At 60.7% G+C, this 24055-nt stretch carries 27 protein-coding genes and 2 tRNA genes; 11 read left to right on the top strand and 18 right to left on the bottom strand.

The annotated features are described in order from the left end of the window. Positions 1-57 precede the first annotated feature (57 nt). From GQA94_RS14940 to GQA94_RS14920, 6 genes are all read right to left on the bottom strand, one after another. Positions 58-1065, bottom strand: a complete 1008-nt coding sequence (locus tag GQA94_RS14940; protein WP_158188762.1) for an ArsJ-associated glyceraldehyde-3-phosphate dehydrogenase — start codon at positions 1063-1065, stop codon at positions 58-60. A 24-nt stretch (positions 1066-1089) separates the two neighbouring features. Beyond that, positions 1090-1416, bottom strand: coding sequence for a YnfA family protein (locus GQA94_RS14935; protein WP_158188761.1), 327 nt, complete (start codon positions 1414-1416; stop codon positions 1090-1092). Further along, complete coding sequence (locus GQA94_RS23540; RefSeq protein ID WP_256371956.1) at positions 1416-1544, bottom strand: hypothetical protein; 129 nt, start codon at positions 1542-1544, stop codon at positions 1416-1418. Before GQA94_RS23540 ends, GQA94_RS14935 begins: the two co-directional genes overlap by 1 nt. Positions 1545-1555: 11 nt before the next feature. Further along, on the bottom strand, positions 1556-2287 hold the full coding sequence (arsH, locus tag GQA94_RS14930) for an arsenical resistance protein ArsH (protein ID WP_158188760.1): 732 nt from the start codon (positions 2285-2287) through the stop codon (positions 1556-1558). Continuing rightward, positions 2284-2661, bottom strand: coding sequence for a metalloregulator ArsR/SmtB family transcription factor (locus GQA94_RS14925; protein ID WP_158188759.1), 378 nt, complete (start codon positions 2659-2661; stop codon positions 2284-2286). Before GQA94_RS14925 ends, arsH begins: the two co-directional genes overlap by 4 nt. Positions 2662-2744: 83 nt before the next feature. After that, on the bottom strand, positions 2745-3473 hold the full coding sequence (locus tag GQA94_RS14920) for a hypothetical protein (protein WP_158188758.1): 729 nt from the start codon (positions 3471-3473) through the stop codon (positions 2745-2747). Between the two features lie 223 nt (positions 3474-3696). Here GQA94_RS14920 and gacA point away from each other — a divergent pair, with 223 nt between their 5' ends. From gacA to GQA94_RS14890, 6 genes are all read left to right on the top strand, one after another. Next, positions 3697-4341 carry a response regulator transcription factor GacA gene (gene gacA / locus GQA94_RS14915; protein ID WP_158188757.1) on the top strand — a complete coding sequence of 215 codons (645 nt, stop codon included), beginning with the start codon at positions 3697-3699 and terminating at the stop codon, positions 4339-4341. Beyond that, positions 4341-6161 (top strand): excinuclease ABC subunit UvrC, encoded by a 1821-nt coding sequence (uvrC, locus tag GQA94_RS14910; RefSeq protein WP_423835323.1) that lies wholly within the window; start codon positions 4341-4343, stop codon positions 6159-6161. Before gacA ends, uvrC begins: the two co-directional genes overlap by 1 nt. Positions 6162-6195: 34 nt before the next feature. After that, entirely contained in the window at positions 6196-6753 is a 558-nt protein-coding gene (pgsA, locus tag GQA94_RS14905) for a CDP-diacylglycerol--glycerol-3-phosphate 3-phosphatidyltransferase (protein ID WP_158188756.1), read from the top strand. Between the two features lie 69 nt (positions 6754-6822). Further along, a tRNA-Gly gene (locus tag GQA94_RS14900) sits at positions 6823-6898 on the top strand. Positions 6899-6942: 44 nt separating this feature from the next. Next, a tRNA-Cys gene (locus GQA94_RS14895) sits at positions 6943-7016 on the top strand. Positions 7017-7196: 180 nt separating this feature from the next. Continuing rightward, complete coding sequence (locus GQA94_RS14890) at positions 7197-7391, top strand: PLD nuclease N-terminal domain-containing protein (protein ID WP_158188755.1); 195 nt, start codon at positions 7197-7199, stop codon at positions 7389-7391. 786 nt (positions 7392-8177) lie between these two features. On the opposite strand, the gene GQA94_RS14885 is transcribed toward GQA94_RS14890, so the two are convergent. Further along, entirely contained in the window at positions 8178-8885 is a 708-nt protein-coding gene (locus tag GQA94_RS14885) for a FadR/GntR family transcriptional regulator (protein WP_158188754.1), read from the bottom strand. Positions 8886-9116: 231 nt separating this feature from the next. Here GQA94_RS14885 and GQA94_RS14880 point away from each other — a divergent pair, with 231 nt between their 5' ends. Genes GQA94_RS14880 through GQA94_RS14865 form a run of 4 tightly spaced genes read left to right on the top strand, consistent with a single transcriptional unit; the run spans position 9117 to position 11961 of the window. Then, the gene (locus GQA94_RS14880) at positions 9117-9902 is read left to right on the top strand and encodes a transporter substrate-binding domain-containing protein (protein WP_158188753.1); all 786 of its coding nucleotides are present in this window, start codon (positions 9117-9119) and stop codon (positions 9900-9902) included. A gap of 28 nt (positions 9903-9930) precedes the next feature. Continuing rightward, complete coding sequence (locus GQA94_RS14875) at positions 9931-10596, top strand: amino acid ABC transporter permease (RefSeq protein WP_158188752.1); 666 nt, start codon at positions 9931-9933, stop codon at positions 10594-10596. After that, complete coding sequence (locus tag GQA94_RS14870) at positions 10593-11243, top strand: amino acid ABC transporter permease (protein WP_199270161.1); 651 nt, start codon at positions 10593-10595, stop codon at positions 11241-11243. Before GQA94_RS14875 ends, GQA94_RS14870 begins: the two co-directional genes overlap by 4 nt. Continuing rightward, positions 11230-11961 carry an amino acid ABC transporter ATP-binding protein gene (locus GQA94_RS14865; RefSeq protein ID WP_158188750.1) on the top strand — a complete coding sequence of 244 codons (732 nt, stop codon included), beginning with the start codon at positions 11230-11232 and terminating at the stop codon, positions 11959-11961. The genes GQA94_RS14870 and GQA94_RS14865 overlap by 14 nt, the downstream gene beginning before the upstream one ends. Before the next feature lie 252 nt (positions 11962-12213). Here GQA94_RS14865 and GQA94_RS14860 read toward each other — a convergent pair whose 3' ends face one another. The 7 genes from GQA94_RS14860 to GQA94_RS14830 form a co-directional block, all read right to left on the bottom strand. Beyond that, positions 12214-13359, bottom strand: coding sequence for an alpha-hydroxy acid oxidase (locus GQA94_RS14860; protein WP_158188749.1), 1146 nt, complete (start codon positions 13357-13359; stop codon positions 12214-12216). 96 nt (positions 13360-13455) lie between these two features. After that, the gene (locus GQA94_RS14855) at positions 13456-14706 is read right to left on the bottom strand and encodes a flavin-containing monooxygenase (RefSeq protein WP_158188748.1); all 1251 of its coding nucleotides are present in this window, start codon (positions 14704-14706) and stop codon (positions 13456-13458) included. Positions 14707-14987: 281 nt separating this feature from the next. Then, the gene (gene argE / locus GQA94_RS14850) at positions 14988-16136 is read right to left on the bottom strand and encodes an acetylornithine deacetylase (RefSeq protein ID WP_158188747.1); all 1149 of its coding nucleotides are present in this window, start codon (positions 16134-16136) and stop codon (positions 14988-14990) included. After that, a complete protein-coding gene (locus tag GQA94_RS14845; RefSeq protein ID WP_158188746.1) occupies positions 16137-16811 on the bottom strand; it encodes a DUF1028 domain-containing protein in 675 nt (224 codons plus the stop codon). It lies immediately after the preceding gene. Between the two features lie 53 nt (positions 16812-16864). Further along, a complete protein-coding gene (locus GQA94_RS14840) occupies positions 16865-17683 on the bottom strand; it encodes an ABC transporter permease (protein WP_158188745.1) in 819 nt (272 codons plus the stop codon). Position 17684: 1 nt separating this feature from the next. After that, positions 17685-18539 carry an ABC transporter permease gene (locus GQA94_RS14835; protein ID WP_158188744.1) on the bottom strand — a complete coding sequence of 285 codons (855 nt, stop codon included), beginning with the start codon at positions 18537-18539 and terminating at the stop codon, positions 17685-17687. Between the two features lie 93 nt (positions 18540-18632). Next, positions 18633-19658 (bottom strand): polyamine ABC transporter substrate-binding protein, encoded by a 1026-nt coding sequence (locus GQA94_RS14830; RefSeq protein WP_158188743.1) that lies wholly within the window; start codon positions 19656-19658, stop codon positions 18633-18635. 360 nt (positions 19659-20018) lie between these two features. Between GQA94_RS14830 and GQA94_RS14825 the strand changes: the two genes are divergently transcribed. Next, positions 20019-20993: a LysR substrate-binding domain-containing protein gene (locus tag GQA94_RS14825; protein WP_158188742.1), complete on the top strand. Its 975-nt coding sequence runs from the start codon at positions 20019-20021 to the stop codon at positions 20991-20993. A gap of 4 nt (positions 20994-20997) precedes the next feature. On the opposite strand, the gene GQA94_RS14820 is transcribed toward GQA94_RS14825, so the two are convergent. From GQA94_RS14820 to GQA94_RS14805, 4 genes are read right to left on the bottom strand one after another with little or no spacing between them, the layout of a single operon-like run. Next, the gene (locus GQA94_RS14820; RefSeq protein ID WP_158188741.1) at positions 20998-21930 is read right to left on the bottom strand and encodes a 2-hydroxyacid dehydrogenase; all 933 of its coding nucleotides are present in this window, start codon (positions 21928-21930) and stop codon (positions 20998-21000) included. Beyond that, on the bottom strand, positions 21927-22373 hold the full coding sequence (locus GQA94_RS14815; RefSeq protein ID WP_158188740.1) for a type II 3-dehydroquinate dehydratase: 447 nt from the start codon (positions 22371-22373) through the stop codon (positions 21927-21929). Before GQA94_RS14815 ends, GQA94_RS14820 begins: the two co-directional genes overlap by 4 nt. Before the next feature lie 12 nt (positions 22374-22385). Then, a complete protein-coding gene (locus GQA94_RS14810; protein ID WP_158188739.1) occupies positions 22386-22997 on the bottom strand; it encodes a glutathione S-transferase in 612 nt (203 codons plus the stop codon). Positions 22998-23045: 48 nt separating this feature from the next. Beyond that, entirely contained in the window at positions 23046-24050 is a 1005-nt protein-coding gene (locus GQA94_RS14805) for an NAD(P)H-quinone oxidoreductase (RefSeq protein ID WP_158188738.1), read from the bottom strand. Between the last annotated feature and the right edge of the window lie 5 nt (positions 24051-24055).

Here is a 24055-nt window from a genome sequence, read left to right as displayed (position 1 = left end):
CCTGTTGCGTTGGGCTGGCAGCGCCAGCCACTCCGAATGAAGATCGGCTGTGAGCGATTACCCGGCCAGGCCGACCCGGCGTGCCAGCTCTACGGTACGGTTGGCGTATCCCCACTCATTGTCGTACCAGGCATAGAGCTTCACCTGAGTCCCGTTGACGACCAGGGTCGACAGCGCATCGATGATCGATGACCGCGGATCGCTGCGGTAGTCGACGGACACCAGCGGGCGCTCTTCATAGCCCAGAATGCCCTTCAATGGCCCCTCGCTCGCCGCGGCGCGCAGCAATTGATTGACCTCATCGACCGTGGTGACGCGCTCCACCTCGAACACGCAGTCGGTCAGCGATGCATTGGCCAGCGGCACACGCACCGCGTGGCCGTTGAGCTTGCCGCGCAACTCCGGAAAGATTTCCGCGATGGCGGTCGCCGAACCGGTGGTGGTGGGGATCAGGCTCATGCCCGACGCACGGGCCCGGCGCAAATCCTTGTGCGGCTGGTCGAGAATGCTCTGGGTATTGGTCAGATCGTGAATGGTAGTGATCGACCCGTGCCGAATGCCGAGGTGTTCGTGGATCACCTTGACCACCGGTGCCAGGCAATTGGTGGTACACGAGGCCGCAGTGACGATGCGATGCCGGGCCGGGTCGAACAGGTGGTCGTTGACCCCCATGACGATATTGAGCGCACCGGCTTCCTTCACCGGCGCGCTGACCACGACGCGCTTCACGCCCTGGCGCAGATAGTCTTGCAGTCGGTCGACGGTCTTCATCTTGCCGCTGGCTTCGATCACCAGATCGCAATCGGACCAGTCGGTGTCGGCGATGGTTTTGTTCGCGGTCACCTGGATTCGCCGGCCCTCGATCAGCAGACACTCGTCTTCACTGCTCGCTTCGTGTTGCCAGCGGCCATGCACCGAGTCGAAATTCAACAGATGAGCGTGGGTGGCGGCGTCGCCGGCGGGGTCATTGATCCGAATGAATTGCAGCTCCGGCCAGCCCCAGGCCGCACGAAGTGCCAGACGCCCGATACGGCCAAAGCCGTTTATGCCTATTTTGATCGTCATGCAGCGTCGCTCCACAAAATTGAGTCAGGTCGCGCGCGGGGCAAACATGATGATGGCCATGCCGAGCAGGGCCACTGCGCAGCCGAGCAGGTCCCAGTGAGTGGGCCGGACACCCTCGACCAGCCACAACCAGAGCACCGCCACGCCGACATAAACCCCACCATAGGCGGCATAAACCCGCCCCGCAGCGGTCGGATGCAAGGTCAACAACCAGGCGAACAGCGCCAGCGACAGGGCCGCCGGTAGCAGCAGCCAGGCACTCTTGCCTTGCTTGAGCCAGAGATAAGGCAGGTAGCAGCCGATGATTTCCGCGACAGCGGTGAGCGCGAACAGGGCGGTGGTCTTGAGCATCAGGCGCGACCTGTCGTGAACGGAGCGGTCCAGACCGTGCGGCGTGAATATCCGCCAAGGGTCGGCCCCAGCGTCTGGATCAGGCTGACCGTGGACCGCTCGCGCAGGTTGATATAAAAAAGTGACATGTTCGACGCCTCTAGAGGGACCGCTGGTTGACGCGACGGGACAGCGCCTCAGCCGACTCCTTGCGCTCGGAATAGCGGTCGACCAGATAGTCCTGCCGCCCCCGAAGCAGAAGGGTGAACTTCATCAGCTCTTCCATGACGTCAACCAGCCTGTCGTAATAGGCAGACGGTTTCATCCGACCGGCGTCGTCGAACTCGAGAAACGCCTTCTGCACCGACGACTGGTTGGGGATGGTGAACATACGCATCCAGCGCCCCAGCACGCGCAGCTGGTTGACCACGTTGAACGACTGCGAGCCGCCGCAGACCTGCATCACCGCGAGGGTCTTGCCCTGGGTCGGGCGAACGGCCCCGAGCGCCAGCGGCACCCAATCGATCTGCGCCTTGAATACTGCGCTCATCGAGCCGTGCCGCTCTGGCGAACACCAAACCTGGCCTTCAGACCAGCTCATCAGATCGCGCAGTTGTTGCACCTTGGGATGCGTATCCGGCGCGTCGTCGGGCAAGGGCAGCCCGGACGGATCGAAGATTCGCGTGTCGGCACCCAGGCGTTGCAGCAGACGCGAGGCTTCCTCGACCATCAGGCGACTGAACGAGCGTTCACGGTTCGAGCCGTAGAGCAGCAGAATCCGAGGGGGATGGGGCAGATCGCCGGAATCGCCGAGCCGTTCCAGGTCAGGCAGTGCGAACGACTCGCCTTCGATGTTGGGCACATGGGCTTCAAGCAGACTAGGGTCGCTCATGGTCGCTCCTGGTTCGTTCGGTCACACACTGATGTGCGTTCAGGCCGGTTGCGCATGGTGTCCAGACGCTGGGTGTCGGACGCCAGCCAGCGCTCGTTCGCCTCGCCAATGGTCTGCAACATCTGATGGACCCAGCCCGGCAACTGCGGGTGGAGCCGGTAGTACACCCATTGGCCCTGACGGCGATCGGCCAGAAGCCCGCAGTTGCGCAGCTGAGCCAGATGGCGCGAGATTTTGGGCTGGATTTCGGCCAGGGCACAGGTCAACTCGCAGACGCATAGCTCTCCCTCGCGAGCAACGAGCAGGGTCATGCGAGCCCGTGTCTCGTCCGCCAGGCATTTGAAAACAGTGGTGGGGGTCGGCTGCTCAATCATCCGCAGGATGCCCTTGGAAGACATATGTCGGGCCGAATATATCGTCTGCCGTATATGACGTAAAGCTCTGACGCCCGCTGCGATCAGCCACCTTGAAGGCTGAGCAGCAGGGCCGAATAGCCGGCCACACCGACCATGAACGCGCCGAAACGGCTTTTGCGCTCTTCCGGCAGCTCCTCTTTGAGCACGTTCAGGATGATCGAGCCGCCTACGAAAGCGGTGAGGGCCGAAACGGCCAGCTCGGATGCCTCGATCGTGGCCCCCAGCGCCCACCCAGCCAGCGGCATTAACGCAAGCAACCAACGGCCTCTACGCCTGAACAGCTCCTGATGGTCGCTCTGAAGGGCGACGTCATTGACCAGGAAATGAAGCCCCATCGCGACACAATAGAGCACCAACGAAGTGAGGCTGCTGTTCTCGCCGTGCATCAACAGGTAGCCGATCAGCCCGTTGTAGATGGCGAACGCACCGATGTGCAGCCAGAACACCCCTGCATGGGATGGCGCGTGTTCGGGCAGCTCGCTCCGGTGTTTCTTGATCGCGCGCTCCAGCCCATAGAACGCGGCGAGGCCAAGCAGCGCCAGCAGGTAGGCGTGATGCTCCAGATAGCTGAGCAGCGCCAAATCGCTACCGTCCATCACCGCCTGGCCGCGGGCCAGCTCAGGTAGCAGGTGCACGAATACATAGGCCACCGACACACCGCCCGCCATCGAAAGCCAGCGACTGCGAGGCAGGCGATTGAGTTTGTGCAGGTATCCTGCGCCCAGGTGGACGGCAGCCAGGACGACCGCTGCGACGAGGCTTGCAAACAAAAGCGTTACCGACGGTTAGGGTCTATGTTGATCAAGGGGTCAGACTGAAATGCCACCTGATACGTTCACCCGGAACGACCGAAGAGCAGGGCGCTCACGTAGTGGCATCAAGCCATGCTGCGATAGATGGTCTGGGTCAGCCGGGAAAAATTTTGATAAAGTTCGCGGCTTATGAAAGCGAGCAGCCAGCCAGCTTTGAATTTGCACTGAAAGAGGTGTCTGCTTGATTAAGGTGCTAGTGGTCGATGACCACGATCTGGTACGCACAGGCATATCCCGAATGCTCGCCGATATCGATGGCCTTCAGGTAATCGGTCAGGCGGAATCCGGCGAGGCGGCGATCAAAAAGTCGCGCGAACTCAAACCGGACGTGGTCCTGATGGACGTCAAGATGCCGGGAATCGGCGGTCTTGAAGCCACCCGCAAGCTCCTGCGCAGCCATCCGGATATCAAGGTCATTGCCGTCACGATCTGCGAAGAAGATCCTTTCCCGACGCGCTTGTTGCAGGCTGGCGCGGCCGGTTACCTGACCAAGGGCGCAGCGCTCGAAGAAATGATCCAGGCAATCCGCATGGTGTTCGCCGGTCAACGCTATCTCAGTCCGCAGATTGCCCAGCAGCTTGCGTTGAAATCCTTCCAGCCGAAGGTCAACGGATCGCCCTTCGACCTGCTCTCCGAGCGCGAGATCCAGATTGCCCTGATGATTGCCAACTGCCAGAAGGTCCAGACCATTTCCGACAAGCTCTGCCTGTCGCCGAAGACGGTCAATACCTATCGTTATCGCATATACGAAAAGCTTTCGGTCACCAGTGACGTCGAACTGGCGTTGCTCGCGGTCCGTCACGGCATGGTCGATACCATCAACTGATGAGCGGCTTCGATTCGTCTGCCTTCCTGGCTTCGTGCAGCGGGCGCCCTGGCGTCTACCGGATGTTCGACGCCGACGCCAAACTGCTCTATGTCGGTAAGGCAAAGAACCTCAAGAAGCGCCTGGCGAGCTATTTCCGCAAGACCGGGCAGGCGCCGAAAACCGCCGCGCTGGTGGCGAGAATCGCCCAGGTCGAAACCACCATTACGGCGAACGAAACCGAAGCCCTGCTGCTCGAGCAGACGCTGATCAAACAATGGCGGCCGCCGTATAACATCCTGTTGCGCGACGACAAATCGTACCCCTACGTATTTCTGTCGAGCGGAGACTTTCCTCGGCTCAGCATTCACCGCGGTGCCAAGAAGGAGCCGGGCCGCTACTTCGGCCCATACCCAAGTGCCGGCGCGATTCGTGAAAGCCTCGGGCTGCTGCAGAAGGCGTTCTTCGTTCGTCAGTGCGAGGACAGCTACTACCGCAATCGCACGCGTCCCTGCCTGCAGTACCAGATCAAACGCTGCAAGGCCCCCTGCGTGAACCTGGTCGATCCCGAGGAATATGCCGAAGACGTCCGGCATTCCGTGATGTTCCTGGAAGGGCGCAGCAATGCCCTGGCCGAAGAATTGTCAAAGAACATGGAAAAGGCGGCGATGGCGCTCGACTTCGAGCGTGCCGCCGAAATTCGTGACCAGATTGGCATACTGCGCCGGGTGCAGGACCAGCAGAGCATGGAAGGCGGCAGCGGCAACGTCGATATCGTCGCGGCTGTAGTGAGCCCGGGCGGTGCCTGCGTGCACCTCATCAGTGTGCGCAGCGGGCGGGTGCTCGGCAGCAAGAATTTCTTCCCGCAGGTGGCCATCGAAGAAAGCGTCAGCGACGTATTGCAAGCTTTCCTGGAGCAGTATTACCTCAGTTCCATGGAGCGCGATCTGCCTTCGGAACTGATCGTCAATACGGTCCATGAAGACTTCGGCACGCTGATCAGCGCGGTCGCCGAGTTGCGCGACGTGGAATTGACCATCACGCACCGCGTGCGCGGAACCCGGGCGCGCTGGCAACAACTGGCCCTGACCAATGCCGAGCAAGCCCTCGGTGCGCGGCTGGCGAGCCGCCAGCACCTGGCCGCCCGTTTCCAGGCGCTGGCCGAGGCGCTGAATCTGGACGAGCTGCCTACACGGCTGGAATGCTTCGACATCAGCCATTCCAGCGGCGAGGCCACGGTGGCGTCCTGCGTCGTAATGGGACCGGAAGGGCCGCTGAAGTCTGACTACCGACGCTACAACATCGAAGGCGTGACCGCTGGCGATGACTATGCGGCGATGCACCAGGCGCTCTCCCGGCGGTTCAGGAAAGCTGCCGAAGGAGAGGGCAAGCTTCCTGACATATTGCTGGTCGACGGCGGCAAGGGACAGCTCAACATGGCGCGCGAGGTGCTACAGGAGCTTGCCGTGCCGGAGCTGATTCTATTGGGCGTGGCCAAAGGCGTTACGCGCAAGCCGGGTCTGGAGACGCTGTATCTCAACGACGCCGCGCATGAGTTCACGCTGCCGGGTGATTCGCCGGCGCTGCACCTGATCCAGCAAGTGCGCGATGAAGCGCACCGCTTCGCCATTACCGGCCACCGTGCGCGGCGTGGAAAGGCGCGCACGACCTCGACACTCGAGGATGTGCCTGGCATCGGACCGAAACGCCGCCGCGAACTGCTCAAGCACTTTGGTGGTCTTCAGGAACTCTGCCGCGCCAGTCTCGAGGAGATTGCCAAAGCGCCGGGGATCAGTAAAAAGCTTGCCGAATCGATTTATGCCGCTCTGCACAGTGAGTAGAATCTCCTCCTAAATCCGCGGACCAGTGGTATCGATGAACATTCCAAACATTCTCACCGTGCTGCGCGTACTGCTGATACCGATCATCATCCTGTTGTTCTATCTTCCCTTCCAATGGAGCTATCTCGCCGCGAGCGCCGTGTTCGCCATTGCAGCGATCACCGATTGGCTGGACGGCTACCTTGCCCGCAAGCTCAAGCAGAGCACGCCATTCGGTGCGTTCCTCGACCCGGTCGCGGACAAACTGATGGTGGCGGTGGCCCTGGTGCTGCTGGTGGAAGAGCATGCAAACCTCTGGCTGACCTTGCCGGCCGCCATCATCATTGGGCGCGAAATCGTCGTCTCGGCCTTGCGCGAATGGATGGCCGAGCTGGGCGCGCGTGCGCAGGTGGCCGTATCCAACCTGGGCAAGTGGAAGACCGCTGCGCAGATGGTGGCGCTCGTGATCCTGCTCGCCAACCCGCCGCTGGCGACCGTCTGGGTCGGAATTGGGTATGCCCTGCTGATTATCGCGGCCGCGCTGACGCTGTGGTCGATGGTCAATTACCTGATGGCTGCCTGGCCCCACCTCAGTCCTACGGAAAAGAAATAAAAACTTTTTTAATCAAAGGCTTGACGGGGGGCGCTGAAGATATAAAATGGCGCCCGTCACCAAGACGATGCGGGAATAGCTCAGTTGGTAGAGCACGACCTTGCCAAGGTCGGGGTCGCGAGTTCGAGTCTCGTTTCCCGCTCCAGTTTGTTGACGATGACGCCGCGATATGCGGCGTCATCGTTTTGAGGCCGGTTGGCAGAGTGGTTATGCAGCGGATTGCAAATCCGTGTACGCCGGTTCGATTCCGACATCGGCCTCCAGTAATGAAAAAACCGCACGCGCAAGCGAGCGGTTTTTTTATGCCTGCGTTTTTTCTCCGGTGTATTCGGCTGCAAGCACCAGGCGGTGCGCGGCCAGGGTGGCGCGCCTGCCCTTGCTGGCAATTGAACTGTAGCGAGGCGTTCGGGACTCATATCCATGAGTTGACGGAGGAGGGCTGCATGTCGGATGCGATGAGCTATTTCGCGATTGCCGTTGCGGTGGTGGTGATTGCGCTGGACCTGATGGCGATCGTCAGCGTCTTCAAAAGCGACCGAACGGTCGGGGCCAAAGCACTATGGGCGATCGGCATCGCGCTGTTTCCAGTCCTTGGGCTGGTGTTCTGGCTGGTCGTGGGCATTCGACGGCGCGCCTGACACATCGATCGTGACGCCACCGATGAGCGATCCCGCGACGCGGTTGTTTGTTCTGCGCCTGCGGGCTCCGGGATACGTACCGTCGTGGCTCCAGGCGCCGTTCGGGTTGCGCCTCGACGGGTGGCTGGTTATAGTCCTGCGCCGCGATAACAGATCGCGCTTACCGTCCGGCCCGGATGGCGAAACGGGTAGATGCAAGTGGCTTGAAATCTGGCCTGTCAAGCACTTCTGGATTGGCCGGCTGAGCTGAAAAGTCAATGGCAACAGTGGGTTGCGAGTGGCCAGGACGTAACTTTACGGTTACTCTCGGCGAACCAGGAACTCGCTAGGCGCCAGTAGGCGGTGGTAGCAGCACTACGCCCGAGTGGTGAAATCGGTAGACACAAGGGACTTAAACAATTTGAGCCCTCTAGGGGAAACCTCAGAGGTGAAGCCCGTCAAATTCGGCGAAAGCCCTGGATGCCCTGGTATCCGAGCCAACGCCGAGCCAAGCCCAACCTACACGTTGGGAAGGTGTAGAGAGCAGACGGCGGGCACCTACGGCCGCAAGGCTACGGTGAAGGCGTGCTCCAGACCACGAACAGCGCTGTGCGTTGGCGGCGAAAGCCGAAGTGGTAAGAAAATCCCTCGACCTCGCGGTCGTGCCGGTTCGACCCCGGCCTCGGGCACCAATTGGAAGCCGTCCTTGTCTCTGCAAGGGCGGCTTTTTCATTTGCGGCGTGGCCCTTGGTAGAGATGACCAAGCGTTCAAGCCTGCCGTAGCGGGTTCAGCCCGCGGACCGGAAATCAGTAGCCCGTGCCCGCAAAGCTGATGCCGGTTCGCGACGCCGCAGCACGGATGTGAGCGTGCATGGCCTTTTGTGCCGCGGCCGGGGCATGGCGCGACAGCGCGCGCAGGATCCTCCGGTGCTCCTGCCAGGTTTCCATGGCTCGTTCAGGGCGGATGAACGGCAGCTTCTGGCTTTCTAGGTAAATGTCGGAGCGGCTGGTCAGGATGCCTAGGATTGCCTGATTTCCAGCGGATTCAAGTATCAGGCGGTGAAAGTCGAAATCCAGTTGCGCTGCAGCGTCGAAGGCCTGAGCACGTAGCTCCAGACGCATCGATTCAACATTATCGTTCAGCGTGTCCAGCGCGTCGCTGTTCAACACCAAGGCAGCCAGGTTGGCCGCAAAGCCTTCCAGGGCGTAACGCAGCTGAAAGGTGTCCGCGGCTGAAACCTGCGTGTTGAAGGGCCAACCAGGCACCTGTTCGGCCTTTACCGTAGAAGTCGGCGGCTCCTGGATGAATACACCCTTGCCTGGCTGGATGCGCACCAGTCCCAGGGCACTTAGCGAGGAAAGCGCTTCACGCAACGAGGCGCGGCTTATGCCGAAGCGCTCGGCCAACTCACGCTGCGACGGCAGCGCATCGCCGGGTTGGTAGGCGTCGTCCTCTATCAGTTGGCGGATCGAGGCGAACGCCTGTTCAGGTACTGCGCGGTTGATCGATTGCATGGGGCTCTGTGCCAAGACGACATCCAAGTGATTCGCGGTGGTGTGCATCGCACTGAAGCACCGCATCTGGAAAGCGCACCGCAAATGAGCGAAACGCAATCACTGCAGGCCTGAACTGTTCAGACCAGTCGTACCAGCCAGCGCGCTCCGACCCATCACGTGGATCTCGGCACTCCGCTGGCATGACGCGTGCAAAGCCGATGCCGTCTTTCCTCTAACCGGAGCTTCATCATGCTCAACGCAACTCGCTCATTGATCTCTGCCCTGTGCTTGGGCATAACGCTGGCAAGCGGCGTGGCCGTTGCGGACGGCCTGGAGGACATCACCAAACGCGGTGTACTCAAGGTGGCTGTGCCGCAGGACTTTCCACCGTTCGGCTCGGTGGGCCCGGACATGCAGCCGCGCGGGCTGGATATCGATACCGCGCAGCTGCTGGCTGACCAGATGAACGTCAAACTTGAAGTGACTGCGGTCAATAGCACGAACCGGATTCCATTCCTCACGACCGGCAAGGTCGATCTGGTGGTCTCCAGCCTCGGCAAGAATGCCGAGCGCGAGCAGGTGATCGATTTCTCTGAGGCCTATGCACCGTTCTACTTGGGCGTGTTTGGCCCGGAAGAGACCGAGATCACGAGCCTTGACGATCTGGAGGGCAACACCATCAGCGTCACCCGCGGTTCCGTTGAAGATATCGAGCTAAGCGCCATTGCCCCCAAAGGCGCCACGCTGAAGCGCTTCGAGGACAACAATTCGACCATTGCCGCCTATCTTTCCGGGCAGGTCGATCTGATCGCCAGCGGCAACATCGTCATGGCGGCGATTGCCGAGCGCAATCCCAAGCGTGTACCCGTAATGAAGCTCAACCTGAAGAACTCGCCCACCTATGTTGGCCTGAACAAGAATGAGCCAGCCCTGCTCGATAAGGTCAACGGCATCCTCGCGACGGCCAAGCAGGACGGCAGCCTGAGCACGATCAGTGAAAAATGGCTGAAGCAACCACTGCCGGCAGACCTGTAAGGGCGACTACCGGAGCGGGAGATCGACCATGGCTTATCAGATGGAATTCGGCCCGGTGCTGGCGAACACCGACGTCCTCCTTCAGGGCGCACTGTTTACCCTGGGCCTGACCGCCATCGGCACCGTGCTGGGTGTGGGGCTGGGTATCGTCGGTGCGCTGATGCGCGCATGGCGGATCCGGCCGTTCAACTATCTGTTCGGTCTTTATGTCGAGCTGATCCGCAACACCCCGTTCATCGTCCAGTTGTTCTTCATTTTCTTCGGGTTGCCGGCGCTGGGGTTTCGCCTGAATGAATGGGAAGCCGCGGTGCTGGCGATGGTGATCAATCTGGGCGCGTATTCAACCGAGATCATCCGGGCTGGCATTCAGGCGATTCCCCATGGGCAAATCGAGGCGGCGTCCGCCCTGGCGTTGACCCGACTGGAAACCTTTCGCCATGTAGTGCTGCGTCCAGCGCTGGCCAAGGTCTGGCCGGCACTGTCGAGTCAGATCATCATCGTCATGCTCGGGTCAGCGGTCTGCTCGCAGATTTCTACCGAAGAGTTGACCTTCGCCGCCAACTTCATCCAGTCGCGCAACTTCCGCGCCTTCGAAACCTATCTGGTGACCACCTTGCTGTATCTGGCAATGGCAATCCTGATCAGGCAATTGTTGGGTTGGTTCGGTCGGCGCTACGTCGTGGGGGCGCGCTGATGGAATTCACCTTCTGGGACATCGCACGCAACCTGCTGACCGGCTTGCAATGGACGTTGGTGCTGTCCTTGGTGGCGTTCGTCTGTGGTGGCGTGGTTGGGCTGCTGGTGATGCTGGCGCGGATCGCTCCGGTCCGCTGGCTGCGGGTCCTGGCCTACGGCTACATCGAGCTGTTCCAAGGCACACCGCTGTTGATGCAACTGTTCATCGTGTTCTTCGGCGTCGCCTTGCTGGGGGTGGAGGTCTCTGCCTGGCTTGCCGCGGCGGTGGCGCTGACGTTGTTCACCAGTGCCTTTCTCGCGGAAATCTGGCGTGGCTGCGTCGAGTCGGTCTCCCGCGGGCAATGGGAGGCCTCCGAATGCCTGGCGATGACCCGGCTGGAGACACTGCGCTACGTGGTGCTACCGCAGGCATTGAGGATCGCGGTAGCGCCCACCGTGGGTTTTTCGGTGCAGGTCGTGAAGGGCACGGCAGTCACTTCGATCATCGGTTTCACCGAACTCACCAAGACCGGCAGCATGCTGGCCAACGCTACCTTCGAGCCGTTCATGGTCTACGGCCTGGTCGCACTGGGCTACTTCGCACTCTGCTACCCGCTGTCACTGGCGGCGTATCGCCTGGAAAGGAGGCTGAATGTCACTGCTTAACGTATCGGCGCTGCACAAGTATTACGGCGAGAACCATGTGCTCAAGGGCGTCGATCTGCGGGTCGAGGAGGGCGAGGTGGTCGCCATCATCGGGCGTAGCGGTTCCGGCAAGAGCACCTTGCTGCGTACGCTCAACGGCCTGGAGACGATCAATGACGGCGTCATCGAGGTCGACGGCGAATACCTGGACGCCGCCCGCGCTGATCTACGTAGTCTCCGGCAAAAGGTCGGCATGGTCTTTCAGCAGTTCAACCTCTTCCCGCATCTGACAGCGGGGGAGAACGTGATGCTGGCGGTCAAGGTCGTGAAGAAGATGCCTCACGCCGATGCTGAACGTCTGGCGCGGCAAATGTTGGACAAGGTCGGACTGTCGGAAAAGTTCGATGCCTATCCCGAGCGTCTGTCCGGTGGCCAGCAACAGCGCGTGGCGATTGCCCGAGCACTGGCGATGTCACCCAAGGTGTTGCTCTGCGATGAAATCACCTCGGCGCTCGACCCGGAACTGGTCAACGAGGTGCTGGCCGTGGTGAAGCAACTGGCGAGTGAAGGCATGACGCTGGTGATGGTTACCCATGAGATGCGCTTCGCCCGCGAAGTGGGCAGCAAACTGGTGTTCATGCACCACGGCAAGGTGCATGAGGTAGGCGACCCCGGCGAGCTGTTCGCCAATCCGCAGACCGCCGAGCTGCAGCAATTCATTGGTTCGGTCAGCTTGTAGCCGACCGGCTAAGCTGGCGCGCCAGAACGCGGCGACCTGAGCCTACGCCCGTTTGAAAATTTGCCATTGCAAGCGAATCGGCTGACTCGACAGCCGCCCGACCGCTGATGGCGCCGCGAAGCGGTTTCCGTGCCCTGATTTGCATCCGAAACGCCTTGCTCCCTCACGTGACGGCTTGGTGAGTCCGGCGCGACGGCCTTCAGCTGGTGGATTGGACGTGGAGAATGCCCACCCCGAGGCATCCGTGACGAGTCAGGGTTTGATGCGCAGAATGTCGCGGTTTATCGATTGCATCCCGGTTTTGCCGCAAAAAGCCATGGTCAAATCGAGTTCGCCCTGGATGATGTTCAATGCCTTGGTCACGCCAGCCTCGCCCAGGGCACCCAGTCCATACAGCATCGCGCGTCCGATATATGTGCCGCGGGCGCCGAGTGCGACTGCCTTGAGAACGTCCTGACCGGAACGGATGCCGCTATCGAAGTGGATTTCGGTACGACCTCCGACGGCGTCCACGATCTCCGGCAAGGTCGAGATCGAAGAGGACGCGCCGTCCAGTTGGCGGCCGCCATGGTTGGAGACGACAACGGCATCGGCACCGCATTGCGCTGCGATTCGGGCGTCTTCCGGGTGCTGGATACCCTTTACGATCAGCTGCCCATCCCAGCGCTTTCTAATCCATTCCAGATCCTGCCAGGAGAGGCTGGGGTCGAACTGCTCCGCCGTCCAGTCGACCAGAGACTGGATATTGTCGACCCCTCGTGCATGGCCAACGATGTTGCCGAAGTGGCGATGTCGCGTACCCAGCATGCTCAAGCACCAGCGCGGCTTGCTCAACATATTCACGATGTTTCGGAACGTGGGTTTGGGCGGCATCGAGAGGCCATTTATCGTGTCCTTGTGCCGCTGGCCAAATACCTGCAGATCCATCGTCACCACCAGTGCGGAGCAGTTGGCCGCCTCGGCACGGTCAATGAGACTCTCGACGAACCGGCGGTCACGCATGACATACAGCTGAAACCAGAACGGATGCCGTTGAGTCGCTTCGGCCACCGCCTCGATCGAACAGATGCTCATGGTGGACAAGGTGAACGGAATGCCGAAACGCTTGGCGGCCCGCGCCGCGAGTATTTCGCCATCGGCATGTTGCATGCCGGTCATCCCGGTTGGCGCTATGGCCACCGGCATGCTGACGTGCTGGCCCACCATCGTCGTTGCAGTGCTCCGATGAGTGATATCGCAGGCCACCCGTTGGCGGAACTCGATTCGCTGGAGATCCGACTCGTTGGCGCGATAGGTATATTCCGTCCATGAGCCACCATCGACATAGTCGTAGAACATGCGCGGTACTCGTTTTCTCGCCAGGCGACGCAAGTCTTCGATGCAGGTTATCTCGGCCATGGAAACGCCTGTTGTGCTTTATTTGAGTGGGGGAAAATCACAGGCTGCCGAATGTTTATCCGGCAGGTGCGGAAATAACCAAAACGCCGGTTCGACTCAACTCTTGTCGTAGGCCATATATCCGTTTTGCAGAACTATGTGGTCGGCGATGTATTTCGCGTCATGCCAAACCCCATAGATGAACGACGAGGCTCTGTTTACCAGATTGGGGAGTCCTAGGAAGTACACACCACTTTCGGCGGATATTCCCCGCTTGTGGAAAGGCATGCCTTTTTCATCGAACGCATTGACCTTCATCCAGCTGAAATCGAACTGAAAACCGGTTGCCCAGAGGATCGTGGTAATTCCAGCTTCTTCCAGGTCAAGTTCAAGGATCGGATTCACCAGGCAGTCTGGATCGGGTAGTAATGTCCAGGCTTCCGGTTCGGGCGGAAACGGAAGTCCGTTCTGCTCGATGTAGGCATCGGCTTCTCGCAAAACATCAAAATACGCTTGGTCACCATCGGCAATATTCTTCGCCAGGCCCTGTTCAAACTCGACGACGCCGTCCCTCCATGATTTTGTCAGCCCCACCAGGTTGATGCCCGAATGCGCGAGCCGCCGGAAATCCACGGTCTTTCCCCCGTCATAGCCGCTGACGGCGAAAGCGACGTGCTCTTTCTTCGGCCTGATCTTCACCTCATCCCACAGGCCGAGCGCCCCGAGCCACCAGCAGTAGTCACGGCCACGGTACGAACGTGGCGGCCGATAGTGTTCGCCCACCGAGAGGTACACGCGTTTTCCCGCCCGCCGCAACTCTTCGGCAATCTGTGACCCCGAGGCGCCTGCGCCTACGACCAGAACGCCGCCATCGGCCAGTTGGCCCGGGTTCTTGTAGGCCGACGAATGCAGCTGCTGAATCCGTGCGGTTTCAGGAACGATCCTGGGGTAGGTTGGCTTCTGAAACGGGCCGGTTGCCGCGACGACGTTGGCTGCCTCCAGTACACCTTCCGAGGTCGTGACCTTAAAGCCAGGGCGACCTGCGAGACGTTCCAGTTGCATGACTTCGACACCGGTCCGTACGGGCGCGTTGAGCATCTGTACGTAGTCTTCAAAGTACTGAGCCACGCGCTCTTTGGGCGGAAAGGCTTCAGGAGAAATATTGTCGAATTTCAATGTCGGGAAGCGGTCGTGCCAGGCAGGGCCATTGGCAACCAGAGAGTCCCAGCGTTCGGAACGCCAGCGTTCGGCAACTCTATTGCGCTCTAAAACAATATGGGGCACGCCCATAAGCGAAAGATGCTCGCTCATGGCTATTCCCGCCTGGCCAGCACCGACTACTAACGTATTGATCTTTTCAACTGACATATGAGTTTCCTAAAGGATATCGACCCGGCTTTTATTTCGCCGCCGCGTTGCGCCAGCAATAGGGCGAAGATTCACAGGTTGCTAATACAACACTCACCGACTGCAGGAAGTTTGATCAAGACAAGGTGGTTTGAGAATCACGCTTTTTGAACGCAGCGCTTAGGAAAAAACAAAGCGCTTTAAAGGTCGCGGCGGGAAATGGCCCTGGTCTGATTCACGGCCGAAGCCCGAACGTGTTCGGCCGTCATTACGGAAGGCGTCACCTGGGTTTCCGGGCTCGCTCAGGCCCGGAACATCAGCGTGAGGCGCTCAAGCATGGCGTCGCAGGCTTCGAGCTGAGAAACGCGAACAAACTCGTCTGGCTTGTGACCTTGATCCATGCTGCCCGGCCCGCATACCACGGTCGGTATGCCTATGGAGTCGAACAGCCCACCTTCGGTCCCGAAAGCGACCGTTGTGAATCCGTCGGTGCCGCAGATCTTGGCGATCAACTGAGCAGCATCGCTTTGAGCGTCCGTCGCGAGCCCCGGATAGGCGGACAGTTTGGTAAAGCAGATGTCGCTGCTGGCATCCACCGCGCGCATTTTCGGCACCACCTCCCGCTGCGCATACTGCTCCAGTTGCTGCGCAACATCGTTGGGGTCCATGGTCGGCAGCGCGCGCACTTCGAAATCGAAGGAGCAGTCCGCCGGGACGATGTTCAATGCCTTGCCGCCACGGATGAGGCCGGTTTGCACCGTTGTAAAAGGGGGATTGAATCGGTGATCGCACAGGGGCGAAGCACGCAGACGGCTGCCAATGCGGCCGAGTTCGCCAATCAGCTCTGCCGCATATTCGATGGCGTTGACGCCTTGCGGCGCATACGCGGAGTGACAGGGCACACCCTGGACGTTACAGCGCATGGCGAGCTTGCCTTTATGGCCAAGCACCGGTCGCAGTTCGGTAGGTTCCCCGATGATGCATAGCCGGGGCTTGCAGGGTCGCGCTTCGAGGCTTGCAATCAGGTCACGTACCCCCAGACAGCCCACTTCTTCATCGTAGGAAAGGGCGATATGGACGGGCACACGCAGTGGTTGAGCCAGGAAGCCGGGGACCGCTGCCAGCACGCAGGCGATATAGCCTTTCATATCAGCGGTCCCGCGGCCGTACAGCTTGCCGCTCTTTTCGCTGAGTTCGAAGGGCGGGACCGACCATGTCTGGCCATCGACGGGTACGACGTCGGTGTGTCCGGAGAGCACGATGCCAGAGATGTCGTCTGGCCCGATGGTGGCGAAAAGGTTGGCTTTGCTCCCTTCGCGATTGTAGGTCAGCTCATAGGGGACGTTCAGTCGGTCAAGGTAATCGCGCACGAATTCGATCAATTGCAGGTTGGATTCGCGGCTGGTGGTATCGAACGCAATCAAGGCGGCCAACAGGTCTTTGCTGTTCATTTACTCGTCCCCCGGGACGCCGTAGCGAGGTGCCTTGGTAGGGTCGAGCGCGCGCATGATGTAGTCCTGCATCTGTGGGCGGTAGTCGTCCCACAGTTTGGCCAGCGCTCCGATGGGATCGTCGTCCGCCCAGTCGACGCGCAGGTCGACGATAGGCCATGACTGCTCGCCCACTACGACGAGCGCGGCGGAATGCACCGGTCCTGCTTCGCCGCCGGCCACCATTGCGGCTTGCATCGCCGCTAACAGGCGGTCGGCCAGTTGGCCGGGGGCACTTTCGAACGCAAGTACCAGGGCCTCGATAACGCTTTGGTCCGCCAGCATGTTGCCGGCGCCGACGCATTGCTCGCCCGCGATGGCGTTGTGGCAACCAAGCGTCTCGCTGCCGCTGAAATGCGCGGTCCTGCCAAGATGATCGATCACGGTCAGTTGGCGGAACTGGCTGTAGCTGTCACTGGCCAGCGCGAGATCTCTCGCCTGCGCCGGTTCCAGTCCCTGCGCCAGCTGATCCAGGACGCGGTTGCCAAGGGCGGGAAGGGTAACGTTCTGAGTGGAGACGACACCCACGCCGGGGCGTAGCCACGGGCAACGAGCGCCCACCGCAATGCTCGACGAACTGATGGCGACCCCGAGCTGGCCGGTCTTGGCACAACGGCCGATGATTGAAAATGTCATGCAAGTCGATCCTGTTGGTAATGAATTGACGTTCCGATCTCTGGCTGTCCGGGTCAGCGCGGTGCCTCGACATTGAGCACACGTCCAAGGCCGAGAAATCGATTGGCGAGTGCCAGCAGAGAAGCGGTCGTCGCGATGTAGATGACCGACAATGCCGCCAGCGTCGGGTCCGCGAATTCCCTGACGTAGTTGTACATCGCCACGGGCAGCGTCTGCGTCGCCTGCGTGGTCACGAACAGAGAGGCGGTAAACTCGTTGAAGGACAGGATCGCGGCAAACAGCCAGCCGCCGAACAACCCTGGGATCATCAGCGGTACGGTAATGGTCCACACAACGCGAAGAGGCGACGCGCCCAGACTGGCGGCGGCAAGTTCGATCCGTTGTTCCAGGTTTTGCAGCGATACATAGAGGCTTCGCAGCACGAAGGGCAGCACCAATACGATATGGCAGAAGATAACCAGCGCGTATCCCCGGCCCAGGTTGAACTGCGATACCAGCATCAGCAAACCAAGGCCGATGGTGAAGTGCGGAATGAACAGCGGTGACAGCAAGACCCCTTCAATGACGCGTTTGAAGCGAAACTCATAGCGATTGATGGCGATGGCCAAGGTGGTGCCGATGACCACGGCCAAGGTCGATGCCCAGGCCGTAACGATCAGCCCTGCCTGGAATCCGTTGCGGAAATCCGGGTAGCTGACGGCTCGTTCAAACCAGCGCAGGGACCAGCCTTTTGGCGGGAAAAACAACACCGACGTGCTGCTGAATGAAGAGATGATCACCACCACCGTCGGCAGCAGCACGAACATCAGGATCAACGCGACCAGCAGACGGCCCGCGTATCCCAGCCATTTGTCTCGATTGGAGCGGGTCATCTCAATGACCTCCTACGCTTTGCAGTGAGCGGGTCGCACGCTTCAGCGCGGCCAGCAACAGCAAGGTCAGCACCAGGCCGGCGACGCTCAAGGCGGCAGCGAAAGGGAAGTTCAGCGACGAAAATCCCAGCTGATAGACGAGGGTGGCAACGGTACTTACCTTTCCGCCGCCGATGAGTTGCGGTGTGGCAAAAGCACTGAAGGTCCAGGCGAAGGCGGTGGTCACGCTGGCCACGATGCCCGGCAGCGACAGCGGCAGGGTGACTGTCAGGAAAGCCCGAATCGGTCCTGCACCGAGACTGGTGGCTGCTTTCTCGTAGGCAGTGTCGATGTGCGAAAGCCCGGTGGCGAGCATCAGGATCATGATGGGCATGGTCACGTGGACCAGTGCCAGCACGACCCCGGTGTTGGTGAACATCAGCTGCAGCGGGCGATCTATCACGCCCATGGCCATTAGCAGACTGTTGAGAAAGCCACTGTTACCCAGGACGATGATCCAGGAATAGGTGCGCACGACCTCACCCAGAAACAGGGGGGTAATGGCGATGATGAGGATGCAGGTCTTCAGCCATGCGGTTTGCGTGCGAACCAACGCGTAGGCCAGGGGATAACTGAGCAGCAGGCCGAACAATGCTGTCTGAAAACTCAGGTATACCGTATTGAAGAAGGCATCGGCATAGAGGCCTTTAAGCATGCCTTGGAAGTTATCGAGGGTGAGGCCGCCGACCTCCAGCGAGCCGGGCACGTACGCGCGCACGCTGTACTGCAGCACAGTCAGCATCGCGATGGTCAAGCCGAGTGCCGTTAGCGCCGAGGGCAGTATGAACCATCGGACGAATACGGGATTACGAGTCATGAGCGTTTCCGTTGAATGCGGGCGCTGACAGTGCCCGCCACAGATGGGCTGGGATGAGAAGGGCGCGAGGAATGCCCGCGCCCGTGCCGGCGATCAGTGCGCCATGATGTTTTCTGAGAACCACTTGCGCCATTCGGCTGTTTTCTCGGCGCGCAGCTTGGGATCGATGTTCAGGGTGGCGTCCCACTGGGCCTCGGTGGTCAGCATCCCTGGGAGCTTGGCGATCTCGGGGTCGACCGTGGCATTGGTCACCACCGGGCTGCCTCGATTGATCTCGGCGATCTTCGCCTGCACATCGGGCGACAGGGCGATATTCATGAATTGGTAGGCCAGCTCAGCCTGCTTGGTGCCCTTGTTGATGCCCATCGCATCGACCCCGAGCACGGCACCCTCTCTGGGCATGGCCAGCTCGATCTCCACGCCTTCCTTGATCATGTGGTATGCGTTCATTGACAGCAGCACCTGAACAGGCGTCTCGCCAGTGGCGATCAGCTGCTGACTGTTGGCGTCGTTGGTGTAGTAGGACTTGATGCTGGGGAGGAGGGCCTTCAGCTTGTCCTGACCTTTTTCCCAGGTGCCGGCGTCGGCATCGGACAGCTCTGCGGACACGGCGATGATGTGGCTGGGGTCGAAGTCCGGCAGCGCCAGGGTACCTTTCAGCTCGGGCTTCCAGAGGTCGTTCCAGCTGTCGAAGGTTTCGCCGGCGGGCACCATGTCAGGGCGATAGCCAATCGTGTAGACGTAGCCCCACACCCCGATATGCCCTGGGCTCAGCTGCGCCTGTTGGACCAGATTCTTGGCATTGGGGATCTTGCTCATGTCGAGCGTTTCGAACAGGCCGTCATTGGTGTAAAGCCAGCCGACGTGAGAGGTGGTGAACGTCAGGTCGGTCTCGGCGGTGCCCGCCAGCTTGGCCTTGTTCAGTCGATCGATGGTACCGCCTGTCACGTACTCGACCTCGACGCCGGTCTGCTTGGTGAATTCAGTGCCGATGGCTTCGTCAATGAGGTCGCGGAAGCTTCCGCCCCAGGTACTGACAACCAGTTTGTCAGCAGCACTGGCGTTCGCTGTAACCAGCATGCTGGCACTCAACACGGTCAAGGCAATGGCTTTGCGCATTTTTTGCTCCTAGTGAATGGGGCGAGCGTTCTAGCGTTGTGAATGTCGCGCCGCGATTTCTTTTCGAATCAATGGGCGTTCGCGCCGCCCCTAAATGGGGCATCAGTAGGCCTGGCGCGATAGGTCAATAATGGCGCTGGGCAGCGATTGCGGTAAAACAGCCTTTACCATGCCGCTGCGTAGGAATTTCCGATGCAGCCCTGGGTCGCGGTTTGCCACGCTCGCAGACCGGCCCGGGAAGTGCATCGCGTCGGCAGGTGATGCGCGGATGTTCGCCTGTACATGACCGGGCGCAGACTTTGCATCACCGATAGAGGCCGAGGCTTCTCTCGGCCAGCTCAGTCATGAATGAGAGTCCTTATGCTTAGTCGAATCACACAGCGGCAGCTGGAGTACTTTGTTGCTTCAGGTGAGGCCGGTAGCCTCCTGGGAGCCTCGGAGCGTCTTCATGTGTCGTCGCCGTCGATCTCGGCGGCAATCAGCCACATCGAATCCGAGCTGGGCGTGCAATTGTTCGTTCGGCACCATGCCCAAGGTGTGTCGCTGACGGCGATCGGGCGTGAAGTGATGAAGGAAGCCAAGCTGATCCTCGATCAGATGAGCAACCTCTACACCATTGCGTCTGAATCGTTGAATACCGTTCGCGGGCCGCTGCGAGTGGGCTGTCTGGAATCGCTGGCACCGATGCTTACGCCCGAGCTGGTATTTGGCTTCGGACGGGCCTTCCCCGGGGTGCGGATCACCCAGTTCGAGGGCCACCACGAGCAGTTGCTGGGCAAGCTGCGTAGCGCCGACATCGACATCGCCTTGACCTATGATCTGGTTGCCAGCGACGACATTGAATTCCACGCGCTGGCGCAACTGCCGCCCTACGTCATGGTCAGTGAGCACCACCCGCTGGCGAACCTGTCGGCGGTCACGCTGAACGATCTTGAGACCCATCCGATGGTCTTGCTGGATATCCCCTGGAGTCGTGAGTACTTCCTCAGCCTGTTCATGCCGGCTGGGGTCACGCCAAATATCGTGATGCGGTCGAGCAACCTCGAAGTGGTCCGTGCCATGGTCGCCAACGGGGTCGGCTATAGCATCGTGAACGTCCGACCCAAGGCCAACCTGTCGCAGGACGGCAAACGCCTGATCCGCGTTCGTCTGGCCGGGGAGCACCGCCCAATGCGGCTGGGCTACGCGGTGGCGAGAAATGCGCAGCTGTCGCGCGTCGTCAGTGCCTTTGCCGAGCGTTGCCGGATGTTCGTCTCCGATCAGTACATTCCCGGCATGGCGGCCCCGAGCTTTTTCGATCCGTACTCGGTGCGGGTACTCAGGGGTGTCGTGTGATGCCTCAGTAACCGCGTGCAGGGTCGATCTGGTGCAGGACGGTTTCGCCGCGTTGCAGGCGCTCGATGTTATCGGCGATCTGTCTCGCCGCCGAGTCAGGAATCGCCACCGACGCCAGATGCGGCGTGATCAGTACATTGTCCAGGCCCCATAGCGGATCTTCCGGTGGCAGGGGCTCGCGATCGAAGACATCCAGCGTGGCCTCGGCAATTCGTCCGCTGGTCAGCGCTTCGGTCAGCGCCTGCTGATCGACCACGGCGCCGCGCGAAACGTTGATGAAGCAGCTGCCCGCCGGCATCAGTGCCAGTCGTTCGGCCGTCAACAGGCCGCGGGTTTCCTGGGTCAGCGGAAGCATCACGACCAGGATGTCGCTGCTGGCGATGAAGCGGTCCAGGCTGTCCATCCCACTGCAGCAGGTGACGCCGTCGAGCTGTTTGGCGGAGCGCGACCAGCCGCGCACGTCAAATCCCTGCCGAACCAGTTCCGCTGCCGCATAAGCGCCTAGCTCGCCCAGGCCCAGCACACCCACACGCATGGTTTCCGGTAGCCGCGGATGCAGATAATGCCAGCGCCGCTCGCGCTGGGCGCGTTCGAAGGCTGGAATGTCCCGGGCATAGCGCAGCACGGCGAACAGGACATAGCTCGCCATCATGCGGCCCATGTTCGGGTCCGATAAACGGGTAATGGGGATGTCGGGTAGGTCGTCCCGGCCGACCAGCGAGTCCACGCCAGCCCCCAGGTTTACCAGCAACCGGAGGTTGCGGTAGCGTGCGAAGAACCCTTGGGGCGGCTTCCAGGCCAGCGCATAGAGCACCTGGTCCGGGTCGTCGATGTCCTGCTCCTGACAAAACCTCAGGGTAGGTAGCAGGGGGGAAAGCAGCGCCTGCCACTCTTCGAAGCTGTCGAATTGGCTGTAGAACACCAATGTCGGAGTCATGCTCGAGCCTCCAGCAATTCAGTAACCGCCGTCAGCGCCAGGCGATAGCCCATCGCGCCCAGCCCCGCGATGACGCCAGTGGCCGCCTTCGATACGTAAGAGTGATGGCGGAAGCTTTCACGCTTCCAGATGTTGCTCATGTGCGCCTCGATGATCGGTCCGTCGAAGGCCAGCAGCGCATCCAGAATCGGCACGGAACTGTAGGTCAGCCCGGCGGCGTTGATGATGATGGCATCGGCGTTCAGACGGGCTTCCTGAATCCAGTCGACCAGCACGCCCTCATGGTTGCTCTGGCGAAACTCGAGCGTCAGGCCCAGCTCGGCGGCATGACGCTGGCAACGTTGCTCGATGGTGGCAAAGCTTTCGCTGCCATAGGTGCCGTTCTTGTCCAGTCCGTAAAGGTTTGCGTTCGGACCGTTCAGGAAGAATACGGTATACGGCATGGGGGCTCCTGGTCAGGCTACCGGTCGGGTGGCGAGCATGGCGGGGTGTTGATCGAATGCTGCGAACCACGCTGCAGTGATTGGATGGGGGGCGCGCCAGTCCAGATCGGCGAAGCGAAAGTCCAGATAACCAAGGCCACAGCCAATGGCAATCAGGCCGATGTCATCGGGGCTGCGGCTGAATCCCGGCGCTTGGGTTTCGATTTCTGCCAGCGCAGCCTGAACCTTGGTGAGCTGCGAGGAGGTCCAGGCGTCCCATCGTTTTTCGGGCGGCCGTGCATGAGTTTCGTAGCGCGCCAGCAATGCCGCGTCGAGCAGGCCATCCCCCAGGGCTTGACGGGTAAGGCTGATCCAGCGCTCGCCGCCAGAGGGGAACAGCGTGCCCCCGGCAAACTCATTCAGGTACTCGCAAATCACCCGGCTGTCGTAGAGCGACAGGCCTTCAGGAGTCTGTAGGGCCGGTACCTTGGCCAGTGGATTGAACCGCGCAATGCGCTCATCGCGTTGTACCGGGTGGGCTGCCGAGTCGAGTTTCTCGATCCGATCAGCCAGCCCAAGCACATGTGCGGTGACCATCACCTTGCGGACATAGGGCGAGGTCGAGGCGTAGTACAGCTTGAACATAAGGACTCCTCTGGGCGCGCATCGCTGAGCGACGCGGCGGCTGGCGTGTTATTGCGTGCTGATGGTGAGCAGCACCTTGCCGATGTTCTGGTTCGCTTCCAGGATGCGATGGGCTTGCGCGGCCTGATCCAGCGGCAACCGTGCATGGATCAGCGGCCGTACATCCCCCGTTGCGAGCCACGGCAGCAGTTGCCCGCGGATAGCGATCGCCAGACGCGCTTTTTCTTCGCTGCTTTTGGGGCGCAACGTCGAGGAAGTCAAGCTTAGGCTCTTGCGCATCAGCGTTTGCAAATCCAGTTCGATTTTCGGCCCCTGCATGAACGACAGGCTGACATGGCGGCCTCCCGGGGCCATGGCTGCCAGATTACGTGCCACATAAGCGCCCCCCACATTGTCGAGCACGACATCCACACCGCGTCCTTGCGTGCAATCGGCAATCACGTCCACGAAATCTTCTTCGTGCCGGTCGATCGCACGCCATACCCCTAGTGTTCTCAGCGCTGCAACCTTGTGCGCACCGCCAGCCGTCGCGATAACCCTGGCGCCGGCGGCGTGGGCGCATTGAATGGCAAAGGTGCCGACTCCGCTGGCAGCGCCGTGGATCAGCACGTACTCTCCGGCTTGCAAGCGGCCGAGCTCGAACAGGTTGTGCCAGACCGTGAACGCTGCTTCCGGTACACCTGCAGCCTCTTCGAGTGGCAGGTTTGCCGGCACGGGCAGGCAATGCGCGGCCGTCGCGATGCAATATTCGGCGTAGCCGCCGCCATTAAGCAGGGCCATGACCCGGTCGCCTGGAGCGATATCGCTCACGCCGTTGCCGACGGCAATCACGGTTCCGGCGGCTTCCAGACCAAGAACATCGGTGGTGTCAGGCGGCAGCGGTGCGCCGCTCCGCTGCATCAGGTCCGGGCGATTGACGCCCGCCGCTGCCACTCGAATCAGCACCTCTCCGGGCCCTGCATCGGGCAGCGCGCGCGGTACGCATTCCAGCACTTCGGGGCCGCCCGGCTGGCGGGCAATCACGGTATTCATCGTTTCAGGGCGCAGGGTCATCACAT

The organism is Stutzerimonas stutzeri (assembly GCF_009789555.1).
In the GTDB taxonomy this organism is placed as follows: Bacteria; Pseudomonadota; Gammaproteobacteria; order Pseudomonadales; family Pseudomonadaceae; genus Stutzerimonas; species Stutzerimonas stutzeri_R.
The sequence above is the reverse complement of the archived record's forward strand: the minus strand, read 5'-3'. Positions and strand labels throughout refer to the sequence as shown.

Excerpts from the sequence above, each read along its gene's own strand:
- GQA94_RS14940 (WP_158188762.1), bottom strand. The coding sequence starts at position 1,065 with ATGACGATCAAAATAGGCATAAACGGCTTTGGCCGTATCGGGCGTCTG.
- GQA94_RS14935 (WP_158188761.1), bottom strand. The coding sequence starts at position 1,416 with ATGCTCAAGACCACCGCCCTGTTCGCGCTCACCGCTGTCGCGGAAATC.
- GQA94_RS23540 (WP_256371956.1), bottom strand. The coding sequence starts at position 1,544 with ATGTCACTTTTTTATATCAACCTGCGCGAGCGGTCCACGGTCAGCCTG.
- arsH (WP_158188760.1), bottom strand. The coding sequence starts at position 2,287 with ATGAGCGACCCTAGTCTGCTTGAAGCCCATGTGCCCAACATCGAAGGC.
- GQA94_RS14925 (WP_158188759.1), bottom strand. The coding sequence starts at position 2,661 with ATGATTGAGCAGCCGACCCCCACCACTGTTTTCAAATGCCTGGCGGAC.
- uvrC (WP_423835323.1), top strand. The coding sequence starts at position 4,341 with ATGAGCGGCTTCGATTCGTCTGCCTTCCTGGCTTCGTGCAGCGGGCGC.
- pgsA (WP_158188756.1), top strand. The coding sequence starts at position 6,196 with ATGAACATTCCAAACATTCTCACCGTGCTGCGCGTACTGCTGATACCG.
- GQA94_RS14890 (WP_158188755.1), top strand. The coding sequence starts at position 7,197 with ATGTCGGATGCGATGAGCTATTTCGCGATTGCCGTTGCGGTGGTGGTG.
- GQA94_RS14885 (WP_158188754.1), bottom strand. The coding sequence starts at position 8,885 with ATGCAATCGATCAACCGCGCAGTACCTGAACAGGCGTTCGCCTCGATC.
- GQA94_RS14880 (WP_158188753.1), top strand. The coding sequence starts at position 9,117 with ATGCTCAACGCAACTCGCTCATTGATCTCTGCCCTGTGCTTGGGCATA.
- GQA94_RS14875 (WP_158188752.1), top strand. The coding sequence starts at position 9,931 with ATGGCTTATCAGATGGAATTCGGCCCGGTGCTGGCGAACACCGACGTC.
- GQA94_RS14865 (WP_158188750.1), top strand. The coding sequence starts at position 11,230 with ATGTCACTGCTTAACGTATCGGCGCTGCACAAGTATTACGGCGAGAAC.
- GQA94_RS14860 (WP_158188749.1), bottom strand. The coding sequence starts at position 13,359 with ATGGCCGAGATAACCTGCATCGAAGACTTGCGTCGCCTGGCGAGAAAA.
- GQA94_RS14855 (WP_158188748.1), bottom strand. The coding sequence starts at position 14,706 with ATGTCAGTTGAAAAGATCAATACGTTAGTAGTCGGTGCTGGCCAGGCG.
- argE (WP_158188747.1), bottom strand. The coding sequence starts at position 16,136 with ATGAACAGCAAAGACCTGTTGGCCGCCTTGATTGCGTTCGATACCACC.
- GQA94_RS14845 (WP_158188746.1), bottom strand. The coding sequence starts at position 16,811 with ATGACATTTTCAATCATCGGCCGTTGTGCCAAGACCGGCCAGCTCGGG.
- GQA94_RS14840 (WP_158188745.1), bottom strand. The coding sequence starts at position 17,683 with ATGACCCGCTCCAATCGAGACAAATGGCTGGGATACGCGGGCCGTCTG.
- GQA94_RS14835 (WP_158188744.1), bottom strand. The coding sequence starts at position 18,539 with ATGACTCGTAATCCCGTATTCGTCCGATGGTTCATACTGCCCTCGGCG.
- GQA94_RS14830 (WP_158188743.1), bottom strand. The coding sequence starts at position 19,658 with ATGCGCAAAGCCATTGCCTTGACCGTGTTGAGTGCCAGCATGCTGGTT.
- GQA94_RS14825 (WP_158188742.1), top strand. The coding sequence starts at position 20,019 with ATGCTTAGTCGAATCACACAGCGGCAGCTGGAGTACTTTGTTGCTTCA.
- GQA94_RS14820 (WP_158188741.1), bottom strand. The coding sequence starts at position 21,930 with ATGACTCCGACATTGGTGTTCTACAGCCAATTCGACAGCTTCGAAGAG.
- GQA94_RS14815 (WP_158188740.1), bottom strand. The coding sequence starts at position 22,373 with ATGCCGTATACCGTATTCTTCCTGAACGGTCCGAACGCAAACCTTTAC.
- GQA94_RS14810 (WP_158188739.1), bottom strand. The coding sequence starts at position 22,997 with ATGTTCAAGCTGTACTACGCCTCGACCTCGCCCTATGTCCGCAAGGTG.
- GQA94_RS14805 (WP_158188738.1), bottom strand. The coding sequence starts at position 24,050 with ATGACCCTGCGCCCTGAAACGATGAATACCGTGATTGCCCGCCAGCCG.